Origin of the sequence: Pseudomonas sp. LJDD11 (genome assembly GCF_024584215.1) — a bacterium.
Lineage (GTDB): Bacteria > Pseudomonadota > Gammaproteobacteria > Pseudomonadales > Pseudomonadaceae > Aquipseudomonas.
In genome coordinates this window covers 107,264-132,570 of record NZ_JANJFL010000006.1, presented here as the reverse complement: position 1 = coordinate 132,570, position 25,307 = coordinate 107,264, and the positions used below count along the sequence as shown (strand labels likewise).

Below are 25,307 nucleotides of genomic sequence, written 5' to 3'. Positions count from 1 at the left end.
TCATTTAGCTCCTTGCCCGGTCACGACCGGGTGATTGTCAAATCAACTCTCAAGTGCGACGGGCACGTTCCAGCGCGGCAGTTTCCAGTGGGTCATCGATCCACAGCGCGCGATCACGCTGACGACCGCCCCACAGCGCCGCAAGGCTGGCAAAGAAGGCGCCGCACAACAGGGCGATGAACGTCCACAGCGCGGTATGCGCGGCGACTTTGGCAGCGGTGTCAGCGGCCTGTTTTGCCGCAAGCTTGGCGTCTTCAATAGCTTGACGAGCCTCGCCATACACTTGGTCAACGCGCTGCTCGGCCTCTTGCTGGGTCATGTTGGTGCGTTGCGCGACGAACTGCGCCAGGTAAGCACGGTCGTCAGCGTTCATCTGGCCATCACCGGCCAGGGCCTTGTTGAGGATGCGGCTGGTCACCCCTTGCGCGTCGGTCTGGCTGGCCTGGGAAGGGTCGGCGCTGCGCAGCAGTTTGTCGATGAAGTAGCCACCGTCACCCTGATTCTGGCCATCGCTCATCGCGCCGACCGCTGTAGCACCACCGGCGGCCATGGCCGCGCCCGCCGCCTGACCACCGACCTGAGCCACGCTACCGACCGTCGAAGCGACCGAACTGACCACCAGTGCAGCGGTGATCAGGGTCGCCACAGCCCAGGACAGGAAGCCGTGGCTGGTGTCACGGAAGTAGACCTCATCGCCGTGCAGGTTGGTCCACTTGCCACGCAACCGGCCTGCCAGGTAGCCACCCAGCGCCGACGCCAGGATCTGCGTCACCAGTAGCCAGACAATCGTCGATATACCCAGCGCCTTGGCGCTGACGCCCTCATCCCCCCAGGGCGACGAGAGCGCGAAGCCCAGCCCTGAGCCCAACAACAGCAAAATCATGGATAAAGCTGCCGCACCTGCGGCACCGGCGAAAATCGCCGCCCAGGAGACGCCAGACTGGCTCGCCCGGTCGGGCGCGTAGGTGGTGTATTGCGCAGGTGTGATCATGATTGCAGGCCCTTTGGCAGTGAAAGGATAAGTCCCTCACTGGTTACGACCTGCGCCTGCGCTGATGTTTCAAAATATTAATGCCTGGTTGGCGCAAACGTCATGCGCCCCCGGTTGCAGGAGGCCGGGAACCTCACTGGGCCTGCAATGTTTGCTGGGTACCGACTGTCTGATCGACTATCCGCAAGGCATCGCGGCCGCTGCGTTTGGAGTCATACAACGCCTTGTCCACCTGCTCAATCAACGCGGTGAGGCTGACCGGCGGCTCACCAAACAGGTTGGCACCCACACTCAAGGTGACCGGCAACGGTGTCGGAAAGTGGTCTGTCGCGGCCTGCTGAAACTGCTCACGCAAGGCACTGCTGATGGCCTCGATGGACTCGCAAGACGCATTGCTCAGCAGGATCGTGAACTCATCCCCGCCCAGACGCGCCACCAGATCGCCTTTGGGCACCAGCGCACGGATCATCTCGCTGAGCATGACCAGCAGCCGGTCGCCCGCGGCATGGCCATGCAGGTCATTGACCGGTTTAAAGTTGTCGATATCGATCAGCAGCAAGGCGCCTGGTCTGGCAGCCGAAACGTCGCTGAGCAGACGCACCGCCCGGGCTTCGAACGCGCGGCGGTTATACAGCGCGGTAAGCGGGTCGCGAGCGGCTAACCGGGCGATCTGCTTTTCACGCTGGTAACGCTCGGTGCCGGTCATCGACACCGCCAACAGCATGATGGCGATCACCCCCTCGACCAGCGAAATCTGAATCACATGACCGCGCAACGCCGCCAGATCGACCAGCGTGCCCGGCGCAAACACCGACAGCCCTTTGCACAGGTAGAACAGACCATGGGCCAGCAGCACAAAGCGCAGTTGCGCCGCGCCGACACTCAACGAAAGGCCATGCGGACGTAGCAGAAAACTGGCCCGCAAGGTCACGATCGAGACCAGCAGCGAGTTGGCCAGCAGCATGGTTTTCGACCACTGCGGCCCTTCAGGTAATAACAGCATGGCCAGCCACACCCCGGCCAGCCAATACCAGGCGCGCGACAGCCTGACCTCCGTGAAACGTGCCACACCGAGCAGGAACAGCCAGTGCGCCAGCACCAGCAGGCCATTGGCGAACCAGATGCCGATGATCAGGATGCCGCTGTTGCGCAGCAACGCCAGGCTACAGCCGACGGTGATGGTGGTAAAACCCAGGCTCCAGAACAGTAGCGACGAAGCGCGGACACTGCGCCATTCAATGCCCAGATAGAGTGCTGCAGAAGCTGCGAGCGCGATAGAAAGGACCAACATGGTTGTTGGGTCGAGCGCCATGGACTGCCAAGCCTGTAAGTGAGCAAAAAAAGGGAGGCGATTGTAAGCATTTGCAAGGACTTTGGCAGAGTACATCACTCGGGCAATGGCATACATAGCCCCGATCGGCTAAGCCGACGACCGACGACCGACGCCCGGCGTCGCCAGCCAGCAACCCGCCCCGGCTCGAAGATTTTCGGCTCTATGCTGTCTACTGACCCCCACCCCTCACGGAAAGCCACCATGCAAAGCAAACTGGACCCGACCACCCGCGACGCCATCGCTTTTATCGAAAGCCTGTGCGAACGCCAACTGATCACCTGGCCAATTGATTTCGAGTTCCATGCGACCACTGATGAAGATCTGGCCGAGACCTTCGGCCACTGGTTTGGTGGCCAGCGCTGGGCCGCGCAAGGCGACAGCTTCGTGCAGTTCGGCCAGGACGGCACCGGCTCGCTGTTTCTGCTGTGGTACTACCCCGGCCTGACTGGCACGCCGCCGGTGGTGTTCATGGGCTCGGAGGGCGAGTCGAGCCTGGTGGCGGGCAGCCTTGAGGACTTCATCCGTCAGTTGGGCTCGGGGCAGGTGTTCTACGTCGATAGCTGGGTCGAACCTGATGAGGACGATAACCAAGACATGGACTGGCAGGCGCTGGCCGAAGCGATTGATGAACGCTACGGTCTGAGTGATGAAACTGCGCAGCAATTGGCGGAACAAGCCGCTCGTTTGCACCCGGACTTTACCGGCTGGGTGGAGTCGAAGGTGGAGTACGTTTGAGCCGACCCGGCCACCGCCCCATGAGCAATCAGCAATAGGTCGGTGCATCAACCAGAAAATCTTGCTGCGGTATTTTGTCGCACCGGGCCGCAGCAGCCCTTGACAGAAAACGCCCGCCAATCCAATGGCGTCAAATGGCTATCACGCGGGCGTTTCAGCCCTATCACCTGCTATTTCAGCCACGCCAAATTTCGTCGCCATAGCCGTTAAAAAAAGATAAATGACCCCTGAACTTCACAAAGCCTAACAAGCGAGCTTTGCCTGAAACGGTTAAGGTCTGCGCGCCAGACCGCCCCCTCCTCCGTAGACAGGCTTTCAGCATGAACCTGAGAAACCTCAATATCGCCCCCCGCTCCTTGCTCTGCTTCGGCTTTTTTGCCCTGTTGATTTCGGCTTTCGGACTGTTCTCACTGTACGAGGCCTCCCAACTCAAAGACTCCCGGCAAGTGTTGCAGGACAAGGTGATGCCTGCCGTGAAGGCCATCGCCAATATTGAAAGCGACCTGCTGACCATCCGCCTTGGCAATACCAACTTGCGTACCGCCCAATCGCCACAAGCACTCCAGGTGGCCCACCAACGCATCAAGGATGGCCGCGCCAACCTCGAAGCCGATGTGAGGAAGCTCAAGCCATTGCTGACCAACCCGGATGGCCAGAAAGCCTACAGCCAGATGGAGACCAACCTGATCGCCTATCTGGGCGTGCATACGCGTTTTCTGGAACTGGTTGAGCAAAAGCGTGAAGACGCGATCAGCGCTATTACCGCGCCGGGTGGCGAACAGACCCTGGCAGCCAACCGCCTGAGCAAGGACATCGAAGAGGTCACCCGCCAGGTCGAGCTGATGACCACCCGCTCCGGCGAACGGGCCGACGCGGTGTATGCCGAGGCGCAGTATGTGACCATCGCCGCGATCATCGTCGCGCTGATTGCCACCCTGGTCCTGGCGGCGCTGTTCACCCGTAGCCTGGTGGCACCGATTGCCCAGGCGCTAAATGTCGCCGAACAGATTGCCGGCAACGACCTGAGCAAGCCGATCGAGGTGAACGGCAATGACGAGCCGGGCCGCCTGCTCGGCGCCCTGGCGGTGATGCAGCAGAACCTGCGCCACACGCTGGGCGAGCTGGGCCACTCCTCCAACCAATTGGCATCCACTTCGGAAGAAACCAGCGCGGTCACCGCTGACGCACTGCGCGGTATCCAGCGCCAGAACGATGAAATCAACCAGGCGGCCACAGCCATCAATCAAATGAGCGCGGCGGTCGAGGAAGTCGCCCGCAATGCCGCACTGGCCTCGGACGCCGCCCAGGAATCGAGCCAGTCGGCGATCAATGGTCGCCAACGGGTCAGCGAGACGGTGGCGGTCATCACCGACCTGCACCATGCGGTCGGCAGCACCGCCACCGAGATCGACGGCCTGGCCACTCAGGTACAGAACATCAGCGGCGTGCTGGATGTGATTCGCGGCATCGCCGACCAGACCAACCTGCTGGCGCTGAACGCGGCCATCGAAGCCGCCCGTGCCGGCGAGGCAGGACGCGGTTTTGCCGTGGTCGCTGACGAAGTCCGCGCCCTGGCGCACCGTACCCAACAGTCCACCGCCGAGATCGAAAGCATGATTACCTCGATCCAGAATGGCGCTGGCAAAGCAGTCAACGCCATGGGCCTGAGCCGCGAACGCGCCCAGGAAAGCCTGACGGTCGCAGAAGCCGCCGGCAAAGCGCTGACTGAAATCACCGCCGCCATCGCTTTGATCAACGAGCGCAACATCAGCATCGCCACGGCCACCGAAGAACAGGCGCAAGTCGCCCGGGAAGTCGACCGCAACCTGACCAGCATCCGCGACCTGTCGCTGCAGAATTCTGCCGGCGCCAACCAGACCTCGGCCGCCAGCGGTGAGCTGTCGCAACTGGCGGTAGCGCTGAACGCGATGGTGATGCGCTTTCGCATGTAAACCGATGCGGCTGCCGTAAGGGGCGTCAAAGCGGTTACCCTGCTGGTCCCTCAATACCAACAAGCGAGTAACCGCCCCGATGAATCTGCAATTGTCCGCAATCACTGCCCTGCTGTTGGGACTGTCCGGTCTGGTCCAGGCTCAAGAGCCGATCTCGCATCTGGACAGGGTCCAGCAAGCAGGCGAGCTGGCGGTGTGTACCACCGGCGACTACAAGCCTTACACCTATCGGCGCGCCGATGGCGAGTACGAAGGCATTGATATCAGCATGGCGCGCTCATTGGCGCAAAGCCTGGGCGTCAAGGTCAAATGGGTGCCGACCACCTGGAAGACCCTGATGCCGGACTTTCTCGCCAACAAGTGCGATATCGGCATGGGCGGGATCTCGGTGACGCTGGAGCGGCAGAAGAAGGCGTTCTTCAGCGACACCCTGGATGTGGACGGCAAGATCCCGCTGGTGCGCTGCGTCGATCAGGACAAGTACCAGACCATCGAGCAGATCAACCAGCCGGCGGTACGCCTGATCGAACCGGCCGGCGGCACCAATGAGGCATTTGCCCGCGCGCACCTGCCCAAGGCGCAACTGGCCTTCCACGACAACAACACCATCTTCCAGCAACTGCTGGATAAAAAAGCCGACGTGATGATTACCGACTCGTCCGAAGCGCTGTATCAGCAAAAGCGCTTGCCGGGCCTGTGCGCGGTGAACCCGTCGCGCTACATGCAGTACGGCGAAAAAGCCTACCTGCTACCGCGCGGTGATGCGGACTGGAAGAGCTATGTCGACCAATGGCTGCACCTGAGCAAGGCCACAGGGGCTTACCAGAAGGTGCAGAGCGAGTGGCTGGCGCTGCCCTGAAGGCTGAAAGCGATAAGCTCAAGGACCTATGATGTCATCAGATAACCATAAAAATCTCACAAGATTTTCTTGGTAGCCAGACATCATAAAGACAGCGCAACTAACCGGAAGAATGCGACACTAGAGCGCTTGACTATCATTATGAAATCATTCGTTACATAGCCGAATGACTCTGATAACATCGTACAACCCGTGATGAGCAAGCGATCAAACCGTATCGCACCTCTATGTTCGAGCCGGGTCACCGTAATGACCCGGCCGTCCCGCTGCAAACGAAACACAATGAGAGCAGCCTAGAAGGCCTGCCAGCCCTGTTCCTGAATTGTTCGCCTACCTGGCAACGACCCCGGTCGTTTGCCCACGCTGTCGTTTGCCCTCAAGAAAGCGAGCGGCAGCCAGCGTGCGAACAGTCCAGCAACCTGTCGCCAACGTTCAAGCAGAGGGTCAGATGCGCCGTCAGGCGTGTGTTAGAGCCTTGTGTCGTCCGGGATTTTCTTGTGAGCAGTCATAGGTGATCCCTACATGTTGTTAAACAAACCGACATCGCGAAGGAAGTTTCTGCTTTCCTCCCTGATTGCCTTGCCGGCAATGGGTGTGACCGTCAAAGGCCTGAGTGCCGCGGCCGCCGCAGAGATGATTGCCCCGGGCCTGGACACCTACGCCCCGACCTTTTTCAGCCCTGGCGAATGGGCATTCGTGCTCGCCGCCACCGACCGCCTGATCCCCGCCGAAGGCCGTGGCCCTGGCGCGCTGGAAACCAACGTACCGGTGTTCATCGACCAGCAACTGGCCAGTGACCTGGGCAGCGAGATCTATCTGGAAGGCCCGTTCCCGGCCAACCCGCCGCCAACCATGGGTTACCAGATCCCGTTCACCCCGCAGCAGATCTACCGCACGGCGATCAAGGCCGTGAACGCCTGGTGCCAGGAAAAACATCGCGACAACTTCGCGGTGCTGGATGCGCCGGTACAAAACGACGTGCTCAAAAAGCTGCAAAGCGGCGAAGTCGACTTCAGGGCCTATGGCGAGGACATCCTCAAGTCCAAGCAGTTTTTCGGTGAGCTGCTGGGCCACACCAAGCAGGGCTACCTGGCCGACCCGATCTACGGCGGCAACAAGGGCATGAAAGCGTGGATTGCCATCGGCTTCCCCGGTGCCCGCGCCAGCTACGTCGAATGGGTCACCCAGCACAACGTCAAGTACCCCCTCGGCCCGGTCAGTGTCAGCGGCCAGCGCGGCTGACCCCGGAATATTCGCCTTCACGCAAGCAAGGTTTTTATGGCAAACATTACCAATGACGAAGTCGATGTCGTCGTAGTCGGCCTGGGTTGGGCCGGTTCGTTGATGAGTATCGAGCTGGCCCAGGCGGGCCTCAAGGTCCGCGCCCTGGAGCGCGGCGAAGACCGTACCAACAAGGACTTCGCCTACCCCAAACCGGCTGACCAGTACGCCTACGGCGTGCGTAACAAGATCATGGCAACCCCCAAAGATGCGGCCATGACCGTACGCCACAACACCAGCAGCATGGCGCTGCCGACCCGCAAGTGGGGTGCCTTCGAACCGGGCACCGGCGTGGGCGGCTCGGGCCTGCACTGGACCGGCGTGCTGATTCGCCCGACGCCGACCGACATCAAGCTCAAGACCTACGCCGACCAGGCCTACAAAAAGGGCGTGTTGCAGGACGACATGCGCATCGGCGACTTCCCGTTCAGCTGGGAAGAGATCGAGCCGTACCTCGACAAATTCGACATGATCTGCGGCCTGTCGGGCAACACCGGCAACCTGCGCGGGCAGATCATGGAAGGCGGCGACCCGTTCGAAGGCCCGCGTTCCAACCCCTACCCGCTGCCGGCGCTGAAAGACACCCTGAACTGCTCGATGTTCGCCGACGTGGCGCGCAAGCTGGGCTACCACCCTTTCCCCAACCCGTCGGCCAACGTCTCCCAGGCGTGGACCAACCCGTACGGCAATCAGATCGCACCGTGCAACTACTGCGGCTATTGCAGTAAGTACCCGTGCCTGAACTACTCCAAGGCATCGCCGCAGACCGCCGTGATGGATGCGCTTAACCGCATGGACAACTTTGACTACAAGGTCAACGCCAACGTCCTGAAGGTCGAGCTGCACCCGGACGGCAAGACCGCCAAAGGCGTGACTTATGCCGACGCCGACGGCAACACTGTGTTCCAGCCAGCGAAAATCGTGGTGCTGGCGGGCTTTCAGTTCGTCAACGTGCGCCTGATGCTGCTCTCCGGTATCGGCCAGCCATATGACCCGGTGACTGAAACCGGCACCGTGGGCCGCAACTACGCGTTTCTCAGCAACGGTAACGCGACGCTGTTCTTCAAAGACAAGTTCTTCAACCCGTTCGCCACCGCCGGTGCCACCGGGCAGATGTTCAACGACGTATCCCCAGGCAACTTCGACGGCAACGCGGCGGGCTTCATTGGCGGCGCCAAGATTCACAGCTCGCAAGCCACCGGCGCGCCTATCGGCACCTCGTTGCCGGCCGGCACCGCCGACTGGGGCAAGGGCTGGAAAGAAGGCATGGTCGACTGGTACGGCCACTCGATGAAGGTCAGCATCACCACCACTTGTATGTCGTACCGCGACCACTACATGGACCTGGACCCGAACTACAAGGACCGCTGGGGCCTGCCGCTGGCACGGATCACCTTCGACTGGAAACAGAACGAGCTGAAACTGCAGCAGTACCTGCGCAAGATCGTCCTGGACATCACCAAGGAACTCGGCCCCGACAGCTACACCGAGAGTTTCCTGGGCATGGACTCGCACTGGGACCTGACCAAGTACGTCTCGACCCACAACGTCGGTGGCGCAGTGATGGGCGACTCGCCCAAGACCAGCGCGCTGAACCGCTACCTGCAGAGCTGGGACGTGCACAACGTATTCGTGCCGGGCGGCAACGCTTTCCCGCAGAACTTCCAGGCCAACCCCACCTCCATGATCGGCGCCATCACCCTATATGCAGCGCAGGCGATCAAGGAACAGTACCTGAAAAACCCCGGCCCGCTGGTGCAGGCATAAGGAGCGAGAAAAGTGAAATCCAAATCCCGTTCCCTATTGCTCACCCTGGTGGTGCTGGGTGTGGTCCTGGCGCTGCTCGGCTGGCTGGTCGCAGGCTTGTTGAACCGCTCCGGTGATGCAACCGCGCAACTGACCCAGCCGGTCACCCCCGAGCTGATCAAGAAAGGTGAATACCTGGCCCGCGCCGGTGACTGTGTGGCCTGCCACACCGCCCACAGCGGCAAGGAGTTTGCCGGTGGCCGTGGCATCGAGTCACCGATCGGCACCATCTATGCCACCAACATCACGCCCGACAAAGACACCGGTATCGGTGGCTGGACCTACGGTCAGTTCGAGCAAGCGGTACGCCGTGGCATCAACCACGACGGCACGGCGCTGTACCCGGCGATGCCGTTCCCGTCCTATGCACGCACCAGCGATGAAGACACCCAGGCGCTGTATGCCTACTTCATGAATGGCGTGGCCCCGGTCAAACAGGCCAACAAGGCCAATGACATTCCGTGGCCGTTGTCGATCCGCTGGCCGCTGGCCTACTGGCGCACGCTGTTCTCGCCACTGCCGGAGGATGCCGCCGTGTCGCTCAAGGTATCGACCGATGGCAAAGACCCGCAGATCGCCCGCGGTGCCTACCTGGTGCAGGGCCTGGGCCACTGCGGCTCGTGCCACACGCCACGGGCACTGACCATGCAGGAGCGCGGCCTGGACGAGAAAAGCGCGACCTACCTGGCCGGTGGCGAACTCAATGGCTGGTCGGTGCCAAGCCTGCGCGGCATGCCGCACTGGACCCAGGAAGAGCTGGTTGATTACCTGGGCACTGGCCGCAACGCCAAGGCTTCGGTAGGCGGCGAGATGACCGACGTGATCGCCAACAGCACCTCGCACATGACCGACGCCGACCTGCACGCCATTGCCGCGTACCTCAAGTCGCTGCCGGCCAGCCAGGCCACCTATCAGCACGACCCGCAGCGCAGCGCGGCCACTGCTGCCAAGCTGACCGCTGCCAAGGACCTGACCCTGGGTGAGCGTCTGTATCTGGACAACTGCGGGGCTTGCCACTTCGTGGCCGGTGAAGGCGCATCGCGGGTGTTCCCGCGCCTGGACGGTGCGACCATCATCAATGCCGACAACCCGACCGCGTTGATCCACGTGATCCTGGCCGGCACCACCACCCCATCGACCGCCCGCGCCCCCGCCGTGCTGCCAATGCCAGGCTTCGCCTGGCGGATGGACGACAGCGAGACCGCCGCCCTGGTGAGCTTCCTGCGCCAGGGCTGGTCGAACAATGCAGGTGCCGTGACGGCCAATCAGGTGCGTGATATCCGCGCCAACCTGAATGCAGGTCACGATACGGCCAAGACGACCCTGGAACCGTCGAAGCCGCAGCACTGAGCAAACATGGCCTGGTCATCTTCATGACCAGGCCATGGGTGTTGGCTGGGCAACCTGCAAGAGACTCCCTTTCTTTCGAGCAGCAAGCACAGGGCATGGCAGGAATAATGCCGATCAGTTAAGACCGGCCAGGTCCGTGGGAGGCAGCTCTGCTGGCGACTGCAGGGTTACATCCACAGCATATGTGCCGATTTTACTGGCCCTGTCCCGAGCAGAGCTCCCTCCCACAAGGCCCCAACCAGGCCCGCCGGCCTCTTCGCGACCAAGGTCGCTCCCACGGAGGTATAGCGCCTGACGAACAGTATTGGCTTAAGTTGCAATACTGTTCGCTCAGGTACTGTATGCCCCCGGTGGGAGCGAGCTTGCTCGCGAAGAGGCCGGTAAAGTCACAGCAACTGCTGCGAATGTGCCGCCGCCTTCGCCAGCAAGCTGGCTCCCACCGGTCTAACTGACCAGTATTGGCTTTAGTTGCGAAGCTGCCTATACGGCAGTGAAGGTTCTGATATCTGCGGATCCGGGCACACTGCATTTCTGAGCTGCCTATACGGCAGTGAAGAATCGGCAACGCCATTCGCAGCATCGACACCTTTTCTGAGCTGCCTATACGGCAGTGAAGTAGACACTCTGCTCTTTAAGCCTACGTTTTAAAAGAGAAAAGTGCTGATTCCGGGCCGGCAACCCTTTTTCTCAGCATCGACCTAACCCATTGATTTATGTAGGCACGAGCCTGACCTCAAAAAAGAGGGTCTGGCAGGATGGCTAGTCCTGCGCCTGCCGCGCCCACGCAAGCAACGCTTGCGGCCCCATCGGCCGGGCGATGTAGTAGCCCTGAATCTGGTCACAGCCCCATTCCTTGAGCAATTCGTACAATTCTGCGGTTTCGACCCCTTCTGCGACCACTTTGTAGCCAATGGTCTGCGCCAACTGGATGATCGAGATCACCACCGCCCGGTCCTTGGGGTTGATGCATGCATCGCGCATGAATGATTGATCCAGCTTCACCGTGGTGGCCGGCAAGGTTCTCAGATAAGTCCAGTTGCTGTAGCCCGTACCGAAGTCATCAATCGCCAGGTGAATGCCGCAGTCACGGATGCGCTCCAGATTACGGTGAGTCACCTGCGGGCTGATCATCAATGCCCCTTCGGTGAATTCAAGCTCCAGCAGATGCGGCTCGATGGTTTTCTCACGCAGCAAGCCGATCAAGTGCTCGACGAAGGCCGAGTTGGCCATATCGGCGGCCGAGACGTTGATTGACACCGGCCAGTCATGCCCCAGCGCCTTCCATACAACCACTTGCTCCAGCGCATGATGCGCCACCCAGAGACTGATCTTGCCAATCAGCGGGGTCTTTTCCGCCAGCGGGATGAACTCACCGGGGCTGATCAAACCAAGCTCCGGATGCCGCCAGCGCAGCAGCGCCTCGACGCCACACATCCGGCCCGTATGGGTATCCACTTTGGGCTGGTATTCCAAAAAGAACTGGTCTTCGCGCTCGACCGCGATGGTCAACGAACTCAGCAAGGTAAACGCACGCACTTGGGCCCGATCCAGCTCTGGCTCGAAGTACACCCAGCCCTTGCCCTTGTGCCGGGCGTGGTCAGCCGAACTGACCAGACAGCGCAGCCAGTCTTCATGCCAGTCGCCACCGCAGAGCCGTAACATGCCCAGCCCGGCCCGCGGTTGCAGAGGGATACCGGAACATTCGATCGGCTGCTCGATTTCTCTGGAAAGCTGATCGATCAAGTCTGTGATATCGCCGTTGCCCGGCACCATGAAGCCAAAGCGCGTGGGGCTGATCTTGTACAGGTCGCGCTCGCCAATGATGGCCTTGAGCTTGTCCTTGAGCAGCAACATCACTTTGGCTGCAAAGGGGTAGCCCAGCGACTTGACGATTTCATTGAGGAACGCCGGCGAGATCATGTCGGCAGCGATCACCGTCAGCGGCTCGTCACGGTTGCGGTACGCCTCAACGTCTTTTTCGAACTTGAGGCGGTTGAACAGGCCGATGGTGGCGTCAACATAGCTGGTTTCGCGCAAGTCGCGGATGCGCAACATGACCACTTTGGCTATTTGCTTGAGCATGGTCTGTTGCTCAGCATTGAGGCTGTCACGCGGCTGGGTGTCGATGATGCAGAACATGCCCAGCGGCACGCCATCGCCAGTCACCAATGGGTAGCCCGCGTAGAAGCGAATACCCGGATCGCCCTGTACCAACGGGTTATCGCGAAAACGCCGATCACTGAGCACATCAGTGATCTGAAAAAAATCATTGGTCAAGATAGCCCGCGCACAGAACGAGTCGATCAACGGAGTCTGCCCGACACTCATGCCCGACTGGGCCAGAAACCACTGGCGGCTGTCTTCAAGAATCGAAATCAGCGCAATCGGCACATCGAAATGCACGGTGGCCATCTGAATCAGCTCATCGAACATCTCATCCTTGATGCCCTCAAAACACGCCATGGCGTCCAGCACGTGCTGGTGCAGCGGTTTGGCTGAGGATGCGTTTGCTTCGTCCTGCACTTACAGATACCTCGTTAACGGGTGCTATCAACTGACACTCTAACGGCAATTGCTGACGCCCCCGACAAAAAAGCGCCCAAGGGTCAGCGTATCCTGAGCAGAGACAAGATTCGACACACTCCGTCGGTTACCCTACTGCCTCGCTGCGCTTGTGTGCCTGCGTAACGCAGCAGGCAAGGACCCAGCAATGAAGATGGTGGTAGTCGGCGCGAATAAAGGCGAACCTGAAGAACCTGGCTTACCCAAAAAACTTCACCCGCCGTTCATCCAGGTTTGTATATAATCGCCGCTTCCGTTGGGGAGTAGCCTGTCAGCGAGCAATCGCTGGCGTTCGTATCAACATTCTCGGCATGTCAGCCGTGGTACGAACACCTTTTAGGTTGGTGAGACCAGCGACATTGCACACGCCTAAAGCCGGGCGCGTTGCCGTGTCGTTGACTCATAGCCCGGCTGGACGTAAACCGTGACCCCGTTTGCCCTTATCTTCCTCGCTCTGGCCATGTCCACGGACGCTTTCGCAGCAGCCATCGGCAAAGGCTCCGCACTGCACAAACCCCGCTTTCTCGAAGCCCTGCGCACCGGCTTGATATTCGGCGTCATCGAAGCTATTACCCCGTTGATTGGCTGGGCCATCGGCCGCGCCGCGTCAGTATGGGTCGCCGACTGGGACCACTGGATTGCCTTCACCCTGTTGATCGGCCTGGGCCTGCACATGATCTACAACGGCCTGAAAGACGACGGCGAAGAAGAACAGGAAAGATCCAGCCAGCACTCGTTGTTCATCCTTGCCGTTACCGCCGTGGCAACCAGCATCGACGCCTTGGCAGTGGGGGTGGGCCTGGCATTTGTCGACGTGAACATTCTGATTGCCTCAGCGGCGATTGGTCTGGCGACGCTAGTGATGGTGACCATCGGCGTGATGCTTGGGAGAGTGCTCGGCACGATGGTCGGTAAACGAGCCGAGATTGTCGGCGGCGTGGTGCTGATGATTGTGGGCGGGACGATTCTGTTTGAACATTTGACGGCTTGAGCCTCATAGAATCCCCCAGTAAACAGGGGGATCCATACAGCCAGGGCTCTATCGGGTGATCAATTGATAATCGACCTGATCACGTCTTTATTCTGCTGCTGTTGCCCCTGCGTCTGCCGTTGGGGTTGTTGCTGCTGACGCTGAAATTGCTGCATCTGCTGACCCTGACGAATGATGTCGTCAGTGCTGCTGCCGGAAGATGCGTTGAACGCCGGGCGGTTGAACGCATTCGGCGGAGCGACATAGTTACCTGAGTTCTGTGCCCGCTGTTGCTGAGCCGCACGCTCTTGAGCACGCTGACGTTGCTCGCGAACAGCTTGCTGCTCTTGAGCAAGCTGTTCGCGCCGACGCTGTTCTTCAACGCGCTGCTCACGCAACTCCTGAGCCTGACGATCCAGCTCTTCGCTTCTGCGCCGCGCTTCAAGCTCGTCCTGAGCCGCTTGCGCGCGGGCCTGCTCCTGACGAGCACGCTCGGCGGCGGCCTTTTGTGAGGCTTCGGCTTGTAGCCGGGCCTGCTTGTCATCTTCGACCTTCTGCAGTCGGGCCAGGTCGGCTTGCGCCTGTTGCTTGAGACTCAGGGCACGTGGTTCGTTGCGGTCTTTCTGCAGTGCGCTGTCGGCATTGTCGATGGCGCAGCGGTAGTCTTTTTTACCCAGGCAGTTCTTGCCGGCCGCAATGGCCTGCTCGATCAGTTGCTGGTCATGCTTGTTGCCCAGTTGCTGCAAGCCATAAGCACCTACCCCCAAAACAGCAACGAGGGCCAGGCCGATCTTGCTCATGCGCCGCTTCGGCGGCACAGGCGCCGCAGTATCGGCTGCTGGCAAAGGTGCTGGAGCTGGAGCTGGAGGCGGCGGTGTCGGCGCTGCTGCGGCAGGTGCCGGTGCAGGTTGAGGAGCAGGCGCAGGCGCCGGGGCGGATGTTGCCGCAGGCACCGGGACTGGCGCAGGCGGCACCACTCGCAGAACCGGCGCAGCACGCGCCATGAGCGTGCCGCAGAACGGGCAGTGATTCACCGGCCCCGCCAGTGGCTGGGCACACATGTTGTTCAGGCAGGCAGCAGGAAACTGCAAGGCTTTGGCTGTCTCAGACATGGCTCAACTCACTGGCGGTGGCGGTGGAATGCTGGCTGCCGCTGGCGGGCCGCCGACCGGTGGCTGGAACAGTGAGGCCAGCTCAACGATTTGCCCGGCGCCTTGCCAACCGGCCATGCCCTCACGCCACAACTGGCTGTCGCGGGTTACCTGGCCGCTTTGCACGTACTGTTGCAATTGCGCGGTGGTGTACGGACCGTAGGTGCTGCCGGCCACACTCAAGTGGTAGCTGTATTGCGGCAGCGCAGCGGGTGGTGGCGGCGGTGCGAAGCCGCCCGGGGCCGGCGGTGGTGGCGGTGCGGCAACGGCTGGCGCAGCGACCGGCGCGGTTGCGGGTGTCTGGGCATTGAGCAGGTTATCCAGCCAGCCCTCATTGAAGAACTCATTGCGCACGCTGATTTTTTCAGCGTGTTCAGGATGGACTTCGTCGTGATAAACATCGGCACGTGAGCCGACCACAAATTGACTGAATTGCCCCAACGCCGCCTCTGCACTACGGACCAGATGGTCTTCCTGACCTGGAACCTGACGCTTGAGGCGCGCCTTGTATTCATTTTTGAGCAGTTCGGCAATCTTGAACGGGAACGACTGAAACGACTCGGAGGCGCCCTGCTCGTCAATACGCTTCTGCGCCTTATAGGCACTGCGGCTCATCTCGTCGAACACCACGACCAACGCGGCAACCTGAGCATCGTTGAGACGCTGGGTGCGGCTGCGCACCTGATTCTCTATGTCACCGCGATGCACCGGCTTGAAGCCGCTTTGGCGAATCGAGAACTCATCACCGATGGTGAAGTCTTCTTTATCGATGTAGAACTCGTACAGGTTGTTGTCCAGGCGCTTGAGCACACCCAAGGCAATGGCGTGCAGGTAGAGCTTGAAGTCTTCTGCAAACTGCCGGTATTGCTCTTGCGTAAACTGGATGGGTTGCACGAACTGACTGATGCGCTTGTGCACATGCAGCGGGATCGCGGTGCTTTCCTTGCGGTAGCTGGCCAGGTAGGTCGGCAACGGGGTCAGCGCCGGCATCGGGAAGCCCGACAACTCGGTGAAGCAGATCAGTTTGCCCGGCGTGCCCGACTCGACAAACTGAATCTGCCCGGCGTTCAAACCGGTGCCTTGTGGCAGGCACTGGCCGAGCATCGCACCGTAAACCCGCTTGAATTCGCTGGCGTCGTTGACGCCGATCAGGCAGGTGTAGCGGTCTTTGTTGATATTGAAACCGCCAGTGAGGTTAAGCGGCGTCCACGGCATGGCACGCTGCAGCAACTGGCGGAATTTCTCGCGCTGCTCATCCGGGTTCAGGGCGCCTAACGCGGCCATCAGCGGGTCAGCGGCCGAAGCCTGCCGGGGCAATTGCTGTACCGATTTGTTACGCAGTTTCGACAGCAACTCTTCCTGGCCTTCTTCGGTCTGCAGCTTGCCGAACAGCACTTTGGAACCGCCAAAATCCTTGAACGCGTCTTTGGCCCACTCACGCACGTCCGGGTTTTCACCCATGGCTTCTTCGCTGTTTTGCACCAGCGTCAGCGCAATCAGGGTGGCGTGTTCCTCCTTGATGCTGGCGTCGATCTTGGCGATATCGGTGTCGATACGTTTGAGCAATTGGTTGACCGCGTTGCGGCCATCTTGCAGGCGACCGACAAAACCATTCCAGACCGGCTGGCCGTTGTGGTCCACCGACTCTTTACGGCCCAGCCACTCGGAAACATCACGCAGCAGCAACGCAGCTTCGCGGGCCGCGACAAAGCGGACATAGAACAACAGGCTTTCGCGCAGGGTGTCTTTGATCTGTCCCAGAACCGTGTCGGCCTGTTTGTCTTTACCACTCAGGCGGGCAAACAAGCCCTTGTCGGTAGTTTCCTTGAGGCGCTCGAACTCACGTGCCAGTTCGGCAGACTCAAGCTTCTCGGACAGTTCGCGAAAGCGCGCGGCGTTCTTTTCCAGCGCCGGGATAATCCCGCCGCCCTCGTTTTCCAGACGGTCCTTGAGCATTTCGACCAAGGCCAGGGTGTAATCCAGGCCACCGCGCTCGTCGTCGTCCAGACGGCGGAACAGTTTTTCCGGCAAGGCATCTTCGCGGGTCAGTTCAGCCAGTCGCTTGAAGCGATTTTCACGAATCCGCACTTCGTGGTTGCGCTCGGCGCTGTCCACCGAGCTGCCCTTGGTGTCGCGCTCCAGCTGCTGCTGGATTTCACGCACATGGGTCAACCACTGCTCTTTATCCGCGCCACCACTTTGCAGGCGCTCAAACAAAGCTTCGACTTTCTGCTCGATCTGGCCAGTGACGCTGATGTCACCGTCGACCTGCAACAAGTCGTCAGCGATCTGATAATGGGTAAACTCACCCGTTGCCACAGTCAGCTCAACACGCGACAGAAACTCGGGCAACTCGGTGAACGTGCGCGGGGTCACGTTGAGCTGTTCTTTGAGAAACTCATCGCGCTCTTTATCGGTAGGCCGGTTGCCGCCGGCAGCCGCACTGGCCACGCCGAAAAATGCCTTGAGCATCTGCTGCACCTGGCGGCACAAGCGCACGTTCTGCCGAGCGTCGATGCGAGTGTCCAGCGTTGCCTGGCCAATCGAGGAGTAGCTGCACGGGAAGCGCAACTCGGTGTTGTCACCGTAGTCCTGGGGCAGACGCACGGTATAAGAGCGGATCTTGTGCTGGTTCTGGTTGACCGCGATCGAGCGCTTCTTGTTAGCGAAGTCCTGCGAGGTGAAGTCGGTGAACAACACGTCAGAGAGCATCTCGTAGATGTCTTCCTGATCGCTGGTCTTGGCCTGGGCGATGTTGGTGTTGTCGATGATGTAGACATCATCGTAAGGGCGCGTGTCGATAAACAGGTTATCGGTGGCGTCCCAGTGCTTGAGCAATGGATTGCCGCGCATGCAGGTTTCCAGCTCCATCAACGCCGCATAGCCGTTAGCCTGCACGCGCTCGGTGTTGTAGGCATGAAAGCCGCCGGGCAACACAAAAAACAGATCGACCTTACCGGCGATGTTGCTCTCTTTAAGAATCGCCTTGGCCAGGTAGCCCATGTCCAGAAACGAGCCCGAACCGGTGCCGCCAGCAGCAGAGCCGGTGATCACGATGCGGATCTTTCCAGGCTCGATTTCCAGCCCGAGTTTTTTCAGTTTGTCGGCCTGGGCACCGATATTGCTCAGCAGGCGGCCGACCTTGTCGCGCAGTTTGTCGCGAATGGTCGGGTACTTGTCGAAGAAGTACAGGCGCGACAAAGCGCGAATCTGCCCGGCGCCCTTGGACGGGTCGATGCCCAGATGGCGGATCTTTTCCGGGGTCAACGGAAACCACTCGGCCACTTCGCGGTGCCGGTTGAGCTCGTCGATGGAGTGGGTGTACTTGCTCAGGTTGAGCTGCTCGATGATCTTTTCTTCCGAGGTGAAGCTCACCTGCTCGGCCAGCACGTCGGTTTTCACCGACTTGCCGTCCTGAGTGACTTCGCCGGAATCGAGGTCGAAGTTGACAAATTGCACCACCGGGAAATCGGCGATCTGCTGCACCTGGCTATTGCCGCCCCAGATGGCATTGAGAATACGCCGGCGCACGCGGATGTTGACCTTCATCCCCGTACCGCCAAGGGCGATGAACAGCGTCGGGTGAATCTTCTCGACGATGGGGGTCGTTGCCGTCGCGCCGGTTGGCTGTGCAGTGTCGCTCATTGAAAACTCCATGTGCCCGGGCCGGGCAGGCCGAGTGGCTCGGCATTGATCCAGATATTCAGTACAGGCAACCACGGCCGCAAGATGCCGTGGTCATGGCAAGCGCTTTGCTCAGCGCTTGGCTGAGAAGGTCATCAGCCAAGCCACCAACGAGATCGCTGCCACAGCACCGAGCGGCGCGAAATACAACGGCGCCAGGAACTGGCCCGAATTGATCACGGCAAGCACGGCCATGGCTGCGACCATCAGCAACCCCAGGAACAGAAACCAGGCCGAGGCGTTGGCACGGCTGGGCGCCACGCGCTCACGCACCCGCCAGTTGGCGTAAGCGTTCTTGATCACGAAGAAGATAATCGCCAGCACCACCAGCACGGCAACGCCAATCAGCGCATCGCGGCTGTCGACTTTTTTCGGTCCCAAGTCCAGCGGTACAGGCGCGGCAAGAGTACTTGTGGTGGTTGCCGGAGCTGCTGCCTCGGTAGTGCTTTGGATCGGGGCTGGCAGTGCGCTGGTCTGGGCCATTTGAAAAACTTCCTTGAGAGACTTGAGAGTGAATTACTTGAGACGCACAGCGATATCAGGGGCCTGGTCTTGCAGACGCGCACCGAACAGGCCACGTTTCAACGTTGCGACCTTGTTCTGACGGGCGTCATAGACACCCACACTGGCAAACGGTTTGAGTGGATAAGGCTGGGTCATGCCTTCCACGGCAACGGTGAACGTTTTCTTGCCGCCCAGCATGGCGAGCAGCAGCAACAAACCGATCAACAATGCCACGAACAAGCCAAGCAGCAATAGCACAGGCCCCAACGGGTAGCTGACTTGCAACACGATTGGCAGACGCGTTGCCGAACTGCTGGCGTCGCTTGAGGGCACGAACACATCGGGCAAGGCATCACCGGGAAACAGTTCGTTCATGCGTTTGACGAAATCCTGAGAAATGCGCAGTTGCTGCTCGCTCAAACGCACTTCAATGGCGCCAGAACGCTGATAGCCGCTGGAAAAAATCACTTCACTGGACCATTGAGACGGCAAAGGCGGCAATTGCAGGCTGATCGCCAACGGCGCGGAACGTGCGCCGGGCTCAAGGTCACTGATGCGCGCCAGCGAAATACTCGACTGCAAGGCTTCGCCCGGCATGTCCAGCGCCATGTCGATCTTTGCATCGTGAATCTGGTAGGGGTTGAACTGATTCTCGAACTGCCCCAACAGCACCGCCGTTTTAGGTGAGCTGTCGACCTTGATATTGAGCACCACCGTCTGCTGATCAGGCGCCAGCTCAGCACTGACGTCCTCGGTGTCCTGCACACCAGTGGGGATGAAACGCACCGCCGATCGCGTCAGTGGTTTCAGCCGCACATGATTGTCATTGAGCAGGCTGGACAAGCCCGGCTGAGCCAATACCTGTTCCAGCGCAGCACCGGCACTCTTGCCATAGGCCAAGGCATAGATCATCAGGCCATTGGCTTGATAGTTCGGACCTTTTACCGGCATCTTCTGTGGGAACGCCGCAATCCGGCTGATCGACTCATCCTTGTGCAGCAAGTCATAGAACTCGCGATTCTTGAGCTGCGTTTCACCACTGTTGTTCGGGCTGTTCTTGTTGTTGGTGATGATCCACACAATCCCTTCACGACCCTCAAGGCCGGTGGTGATTGCTGCCAGCAACGCTTCCTTGAAATCGGTGTCTGCGTAAGCGCCGCCCGACTTGCGCGCCAGGTTCAATTGGTTGACGCTTTCAGCCAGCTTGCCGTGGGTACCGGGCCCCCTGTAAGTCCATTGCGGCGAGGGGTGCGAGTTGTCGGCCTGGTTAAAGCCACCGACCACCACTTCGCCGTCACCCGCCGCCGTGGCCGCCAGTTTGATGACCAAAGGCTTGAACGCAGATGCCGGGTCCAAGTAGAACGGCTCCATCCAGCCGGAGTTCTGTACCAGAAACACTTGGCGCAGCGGCTGCGCGGAGACCGTGGCGCAGGTCAACGCCAACATCAGCGTAGCGGCGCGAAGCATCAGCTGTTTCATTCGGCTTTCCATCGGTAGAGCGCTCCACTGGAATCGATGTACAGCCACATCGCGTTATCGAAAAAGAACCATTGGGCTTTCCAGGGTTCGCTGACCAACGCCTTCAAAGCAAAACCAATGCCGCCAACCTGATCAAGCCGATATTGCACATCGGCTTTCTGCTCACTCTGGAGAAACTCATCCAGCGGGCGGCTCTGCTGGGCTCGCATCGACAACAGCAGGCGCTCAGCGGTGAACTCGACAAACGGATACACCACTTCGCGGGTCGTGGGTTCGAGGTTTTCGTCGTGTTCATCCCATGGCCGTTCCAGGCGGATGTTGTATTTAAAGCTCAGGTGCCCGGTGCCCAGCCGATAGCCCTTCACCGGACGGGACGGGTCGGTTGCACCGACATCCAGTTGCAGATAGCTCAGGCGCTCATCGCTGGACACTTGCTGCCACAAACCACTGCCATCGCGAAAAGGCGGGCCTTGCTCAGGGTATGCCGTGGCGCCATCTGGCCAAGGATGCCATTGGGCTTGCACGGCCATGCCCTGACGCAGGCTCAAATAACCGTGTTCACCAATCCACAGCAAACGTCGTGAAGAAGGATCGCGCACGGGTGCTGAAAGCCGGGTCATACGCTGCGGATCAGCATCAGCGACCGGGTAGTGCTCCCAGCCGGTATTCGTCGGGCTGACCAAGCGCACGCTGCCATCGCTCATGACCAGCGGTAGCCAGGCACGATCTTCCAGATCCCCAGGCCCAGCCAGTGCCCGGCCCTCTTTACGCTGGGTCCGGTACTTGAGAGACACCGGGTCGACCTTTATCAGGACCGCCCCCTCTTCACCGCCCAAAAACAAGGCGTTGGTCCCATCAATGGCAAGCAGGCTGACTGACCAGGCCCAGTTCTCCAGCCGAGTACGCCCGATTGGCACACTCTCGGCATGCAGCTCTTGCCATTTACCCGCGCCGCGTAACCACAGAAACAGGCTGCCTTCACGACCCAATGCGAACAACGCATCGCGGTAGCCGCCCACATTGGCGACAAAGAAGTTCAAGCCGTTCTTGCGTGGCAGTTCGATGATTTCTTTGCTGTCGTTGAGATCGCGAGCGCCGCTGTGCTGCAAGCGCTGGAACACGCCAGACACAATCTTCTGCGCCATTGCGCACTGGCCATCGGCGATCACCCGCGAGCCACTACCGTCACCATAAGGCGGCAGCCAACAGCTTCGGGCATTCCAGGCAGGAGCAGGCAGCGGCTCGCCGCTACTGGGGCAGAACTTGAAGGCTGCGGGCAGGTATTGACTGGAAGAACCGGGTGCCAACCGGGCACCGGCGAGATAGTCCAGATCGACCAGGCAATCGCCAGTGTCTACGCCAGCGATGCTGCGCAACGAGAAACGGCCATCAGGGGTTTGCTGCCAGATCTGATTACCAAACGTCCAGGTGTGCACACCGTCCTTTGTGGCTGTATCCATAAATTCCTGCTTTGCACTTGAGCCAACCGGCCAGCCTGAACATCAGCGCTGCCAGCGATAGGTAGATTCGGGTGTCATTTGCGAAGCGGTGACAACGCGATAAGTAACAGCATTTTGCCAGCTAATCATCCAGCAAAACAATGCCATATCAAGGATGCAGGCCGCGCAGCAGTGCGCAACAGGCTCACTTGACGTTGCCTGGTTGCCAGGTCGAGTTGGGAATCACAATGTTGCCGTCGGCCATCTGGCGATAGAGGGTGTAAGGCAACACGACGGTGTCGAGCACTCCAGATATTGCGCCATCAAGCAGCACACCGGCCAGCAGCCCGCCACTTTTGTCAGTGTTGCTGGCCGGTTTGGCGTTCAACTGGCAGAAGTTGTAAGTAACACCGCTGTAAACCCGGGCGATCTCATCGCAATGAGTATTGAGTTTGCGCAGTTCGCGGCCACTGTACTCATCATCACGAAACACTGTATTGATGGTGCCGCAACCACTGAGCAGCAGGATTGCCAACCCTAAAATTCCTTTTCTCATTCCTGTATCCCTGTCATCGGTAGATGCTCAAATTGCTCTGTTCGCGCTCATTACTTGCGAACGTAAAGGCGGCATCCTAACCCACAACCCTGTGCACCATCAGCCATGGCGCTGTTCAAGTTCCATCAGTTCTTGCTCGATGCCGTCCATCAGCACCTCCCAGTCGGCCTGGGTTCTTTGCCGGGCATGGCCTTCGATGGGGAACAGAAAATCCACGATGCCCGGCCTGACCGTCCCCTTGGTTACCGGCCCGAAGAACTCTACCGTCAGCGCCCGCGCCAGCATGTCGAGTTCGGCGGCGTGATTGACCCAGCGCCAGTCGTCACGGACCACCATTTTGTCGAGCAGGATGCATTGCTTCTTGAATGCCCGTAGCGCAAGGCCAAAGGGGCTGACGGCCAGCTGGGCGATGAGTCGCGCGTGATCGGATGCCATCCGCTGCTCGGTGGCGGGGCCGAAGAACCACTCATTGAAACCGATCTCGATTTCGCGAAACGCCACATTGGCGTCCCAGATGATGCTCAGGGTCTTGTTCTGCCGGATATCGCGCTTCCAGGTGCCATAGGCGGCGAAGGCAACGCCGGCAATGCCACTGACCGCCAGCGCCCCGATCACTGCCGAGGCCGAGTCGACGACCGCATAGGCCTGGCCAGAGCCGGCGCTGAGCATGGCCGCGCAGACCAGCACGATGAGGGCAAGACAAGCACTGTAAAACCCGAAGGCGTAGGGGTCTTTCATGATTGCACCGAGCCGGTGATTCCCAGTGGCGGGTGGCGTCAACCGCTCAGATGACTGAGCTGAGCCTAGCCAAACTTCACCCGCTTCGCCCTGCCACGAGGCATTGATGCGACGGCAGGACAGGTTGAACCAATATCTTCATCCGGCTGCCCAAACAGAACCGGTAAGGTGTCGGTGCTTACTTTTTTCGATTCACAAACAACAGGATGTGTTGAACGCCTATGAAACATACTCTCTGGCTCGGTCTGCTCGGTGCATTTTCCCTTAGCGCTCACGCGGCCTCACTGGACGTCCCGGTCAATATCGTCAGCGCCGATGGCGCGCCTAAAGCGGCCGGCAGCGTGCATGTCGAAGAAACCCAGTACGGCCTGCTGTTCACCCCGAAACTCAGTGGCCTGCCGGCCGGCATTCATGGGTTCCATGTCCATCAGAACCCGAGCTGCGACGCGGCCGAGAAAGATGGCAAAAAAGTTGCCGCTCTGGCAGCCGGCGGTCACTTTGACCCGGCCAACACCGGCAAGCATTTGGGCCCATACGACGACAAGGGGCATCTGGGCGACCTGCCGGCGATCTACGTGACCGCTGACGGCAAGGCCGAGTACCCGGTCCTGGCCCCACGTATCAAAAAGCTCGACGAAATCAAAGGCCGTGCCTTGATGGTCCATGCCGGTGGCGATAACCACTCTGACCACCCTGCCCCGCTGGGCGGTGGCGGTGATCGTTATGCCTGCGGCGTGATCAAGGGCTGACGGGGCGGGGTGGCGGGCTATCTGGCTCGCTGCCCGTCTGCCAGACCGATACGGCAGAAACAGCTTGTGGTGGCTGGACAAACCTACCAATCTTTCCTGGACGCTTCAGATCAGGAAGACCTCAGGCATGAAACCCGGCAAGCCCATCACCCGTGCGTTCTGCATCGAACTGCAGCAAGAGCTGACCATCGTCGATGCACGCCGGGAATATTTCTCCCAGGAACCGCCGCGCAAGCGCTTCGAATTCCTGTGCTCCAGTGAAGTGTGTAGGGCCCAGGGCGTGAAAGTCACCGGGGTGCGCTATGACGTCAAGCCACAGGACAACCCTACCTTCGTGGCCGCACACTTTCGTGCCAACCCGCACCATCAGCATGATCGCGCTTGCGAGTGGGTCGATGACAGCGATGGCGCCCAAGAGCCCGATGTCAGCGAAAGCCCTGACCCGCAGGTGCGTTTGCGCCAGGCGCGGCGCAAGCTCGACGACAATATCGACGTGTTCGACCCCAGCCTCAAGCAGCCGCTCAAGGAGCCTTCTGGCGCCGTGCCAACCGGCAAAGCAGAGGACCGGCCAGCCGCGCCTGAACCCGTTGGCCAGGTCAAAGAACCTGCCACGCCGCGTTACAGCGAAACCCGCACCAGCAATCTGGAGCGATTGGTGGACTTTTACCGTCAGGCCCGGGCTGAATTGAGTGATGAGGATTTCAAGCAGTTGACCTTGCGCGTTGCCGGGCAAGGTGAAATCACCCTGCGCTCGTATTTCCGCCACATCAAGTACGCCCATGAAGGCGACAACAGTCGGGTGCTGTACGGCGGCGGGCTGGTCGATGACAAGCGATACGGCAAGGGCTTCAAGTTTCAGTTCTATGACCGCCTCGATGGCAAGCGGGTGACGTTGTATGTGTCACCGGCGCAGATGCAGGCCTATCGCTCCAGCCGCTACATCGAGGAGCTGCTCAGCCATGCCGCTGAGGTGAAGTTCTTCACGGTCTATGCCTTGGGCACGCTGGTGAAAAGCCCGTCGGGCAAGAGCTTCAGCCTGGAGCTGGACGACTTGAGGCATCTGGCGATCATCCTCGGGCCGGCCAAAGAAGAGGCCACGCCAGACGCCTGATAACGCCCAATAAAAAAGGGAAGCTTGCGCTTCCCTTTTTGCTACAGCCGGTTCAGC

20 protein-coding genes are annotated in these 25,307 nt (G+C 60.0%); 10 read left to right on the top strand and 10 right to left on the bottom strand.

What is annotated here, in order from left to right; translation table 11 throughout:
* Positions 1-49 precede the first annotated feature (49 nt).
* Entirely contained in the window at positions 50-991 is a 942-nt protein-coding gene (locus tag NRB16_RS09915; protein ID WP_045482709.1) for a hypothetical protein, read from the bottom strand.
* Between the two features lie 133 nt (positions 992-1,124).
* Positions 1,125-2,303, bottom strand: a complete 1,179-nt coding sequence (locus NRB16_RS09910; RefSeq protein ID WP_257106057.1) for a GGDEF domain-containing protein — start codon at positions 2,301-2,303, stop codon at positions 1,125-1,127.
* Positions 2,304-2,525: 222 nt separating this feature from the next.
* On the opposite strand from NRB16_RS09910, the gene NRB16_RS09905 reads away from it, so the two are divergent.
* The 6 genes from NRB16_RS09905 (at position 2,526) to NRB16_RS09880 (ending at position 10,307) form a co-directional block, all read left to right on the top strand.
* Complete coding sequence (locus tag NRB16_RS09905; protein WP_052483342.1) at positions 2,526-3,059, top strand: hypothetical protein; 534 nt, start codon at positions 2,526-2,528, stop codon at positions 3,057-3,059.
* A 320-nt stretch (positions 3,060-3,379) separates the two neighbouring features.
* Positions 3,380-5,011, top strand: a complete 1,632-nt coding sequence (locus tag NRB16_RS09900; protein ID WP_257106056.1) for a methyl-accepting chemotaxis protein — start codon at positions 3,380-3,382, stop codon at positions 5,009-5,011.
* A 79-nt stretch (positions 5,012-5,090) separates the two neighbouring features.
* Positions 5,091-5,870 carry a transporter substrate-binding domain-containing protein gene (locus tag NRB16_RS09895; protein ID WP_045482721.1) on the top strand — a complete coding sequence of 260 codons (780 nt, stop codon included), beginning with the start codon at positions 5,091-5,093 and terminating at the stop codon, positions 5,868-5,870.
* Positions 5,871-6,458: 588 nt separating this feature from the next.
* Positions 6,459-7,112: a gluconate 2-dehydrogenase subunit 3 family protein gene (locus NRB16_RS09890; RefSeq protein ID WP_257106111.1), complete on the top strand. Its 654-nt coding sequence runs from the start codon at positions 6,459-6,461 to the stop codon at positions 7,110-7,112.
* A gap of 36 nt (positions 7,113-7,148) precedes the next feature.
* Positions 7,149-8,918 carry a GMC family oxidoreductase gene (locus tag NRB16_RS09885; protein ID WP_045482728.1) on the top strand — a complete coding sequence of 590 codons (1,770 nt, stop codon included), beginning with the start codon at positions 7,149-7,151 and terminating at the stop codon, positions 8,916-8,918.
* Between the two features lie 12 nt (positions 8,919-8,930).
* Entirely contained in the window at positions 8,931-10,307 is a 1,377-nt protein-coding gene (locus NRB16_RS09880) for a cytochrome c (RefSeq protein ID WP_257106055.1), read from the top strand.
* Between the two features lie 759 nt (positions 10,308-11,066).
* Here the strand turns inward: NRB16_RS09880 and NRB16_RS09875 are convergent.
* On the bottom strand, positions 11,067-12,830 hold the full coding sequence (locus NRB16_RS09875) for a sensor domain-containing phosphodiesterase (protein WP_257106054.1): 1,764 nt from the start codon (positions 12,828-12,830) through the stop codon (positions 11,067-11,069).
* Between the two features lie 463 nt (positions 12,831-13,293).
* Between NRB16_RS09875 and mntP the strand changes: the two genes are divergently transcribed.
* Positions 13,294-13,860 carry a manganese efflux pump MntP gene (gene mntP, locus NRB16_RS09870; protein WP_257106053.1) on the top strand — a complete coding sequence of 189 codons (567 nt, stop codon included), beginning with the start codon at positions 13,294-13,296 and terminating at the stop codon, positions 13,858-13,860.
* Between the two features lie 59 nt (positions 13,861-13,919).
* Here mntP and NRB16_RS09865 read toward each other — a convergent pair whose 3' ends face one another.
* Positions 13,920-14,639 carry a hypothetical protein gene (locus NRB16_RS09865; protein ID WP_257106052.1) on the bottom strand — a complete coding sequence of 240 codons (720 nt, stop codon included), beginning with the start codon at positions 14,637-14,639 and terminating at the stop codon, positions 13,920-13,922.
* 47 nt (positions 14,640-14,686) lie between these two features.
* On the opposite strand from NRB16_RS09865, the gene NRB16_RS09860 reads away from it, so the two are divergent.
* Complete coding sequence (locus NRB16_RS09860; protein ID WP_257106051.1) at positions 14,687-14,845, top strand: hypothetical protein; 159 nt, start codon at positions 14,687-14,689, stop codon at positions 14,843-14,845.
* 109 nt (positions 14,846-14,954) lie between these two features.
* On the opposite strand, the gene NRB16_RS09855 is transcribed toward NRB16_RS09860, so the two are convergent.
* The 6 genes from NRB16_RS09855 to NRB16_RS09830 all read right to left on the bottom strand — a co-directional run bounded on the left by NRB16_RS09855 (position 14,955) and on the right by NRB16_RS09830 (position 23,390).
* Positions 14,955-18,635 (bottom strand): tubulin-like doman-containing protein, encoded by a 3,681-nt coding sequence (locus NRB16_RS09855; RefSeq protein WP_253142661.1) that lies wholly within the window; start codon positions 18,633-18,635, stop codon positions 14,955-14,957.
* Positions 18,636-18,746: 111 nt separating this feature from the next.
* The gene (locus NRB16_RS09850; RefSeq protein WP_257106050.1) at positions 18,747-19,157 is read right to left on the bottom strand and encodes a hypothetical protein; all 411 of its coding nucleotides are present in this window, start codon (positions 19,155-19,157) and stop codon (positions 18,747-18,749) included.
* 33 nt (positions 19,158-19,190) lie between these two features.
* Positions 19,191-20,657: a hypothetical protein gene (locus NRB16_RS09845; protein WP_257106049.1), complete on the bottom strand. Its 1,467-nt coding sequence runs from the start codon at positions 20,655-20,657 to the stop codon at positions 19,191-19,193.
* Positions 20,654-22,117, bottom strand: a complete 1,464-nt coding sequence (locus tag NRB16_RS09840; RefSeq protein WP_253142663.1) for a hypothetical protein — start codon at positions 22,115-22,117, stop codon at positions 20,654-20,656. The genes NRB16_RS09845 and NRB16_RS09840 overlap by 4 nt, the downstream gene beginning before the upstream one ends.
* A gap of 184 nt (positions 22,118-22,301) precedes the next feature.
* Positions 22,302-22,652, bottom strand: a complete 351-nt coding sequence (locus NRB16_RS09835) for a YceK/YidQ family lipoprotein (RefSeq protein ID WP_253111838.1) — start codon at positions 22,650-22,652, stop codon at positions 22,302-22,304.
* A gap of 99 nt (positions 22,653-22,751) precedes the next feature.
* Positions 22,752-23,390 carry a hypothetical protein gene (locus NRB16_RS09830; protein WP_045482749.1) on the bottom strand — a complete coding sequence of 213 codons (639 nt, stop codon included), beginning with the start codon at positions 23,388-23,390 and terminating at the stop codon, positions 22,752-22,754.
* A 221-nt stretch (positions 23,391-23,611) separates the two neighbouring features.
* Here NRB16_RS09830 and sodC point away from each other — a divergent pair, with 221 nt between their 5' ends.
* Together sodC and NRB16_RS09820 are read left to right on the top strand one after the other, a co-directional pair.
* The gene (sodC, locus tag NRB16_RS09825; protein WP_045482752.1) at positions 23,612-24,139 is read left to right on the top strand and encodes a superoxide dismutase family protein; all 528 of its coding nucleotides are present in this window, start codon (positions 23,612-23,614) and stop codon (positions 24,137-24,139) included.
* A 127-nt stretch (positions 24,140-24,266) separates the two neighbouring features.
* Positions 24,267-25,250 carry a hypothetical protein gene (locus NRB16_RS09820; protein ID WP_045482755.1) on the top strand — a complete coding sequence of 328 codons (984 nt, stop codon included), beginning with the start codon at positions 24,267-24,269 and terminating at the stop codon, positions 25,248-25,250.
* Positions 25,251-25,307: the final 57 nt, after the last annotated feature.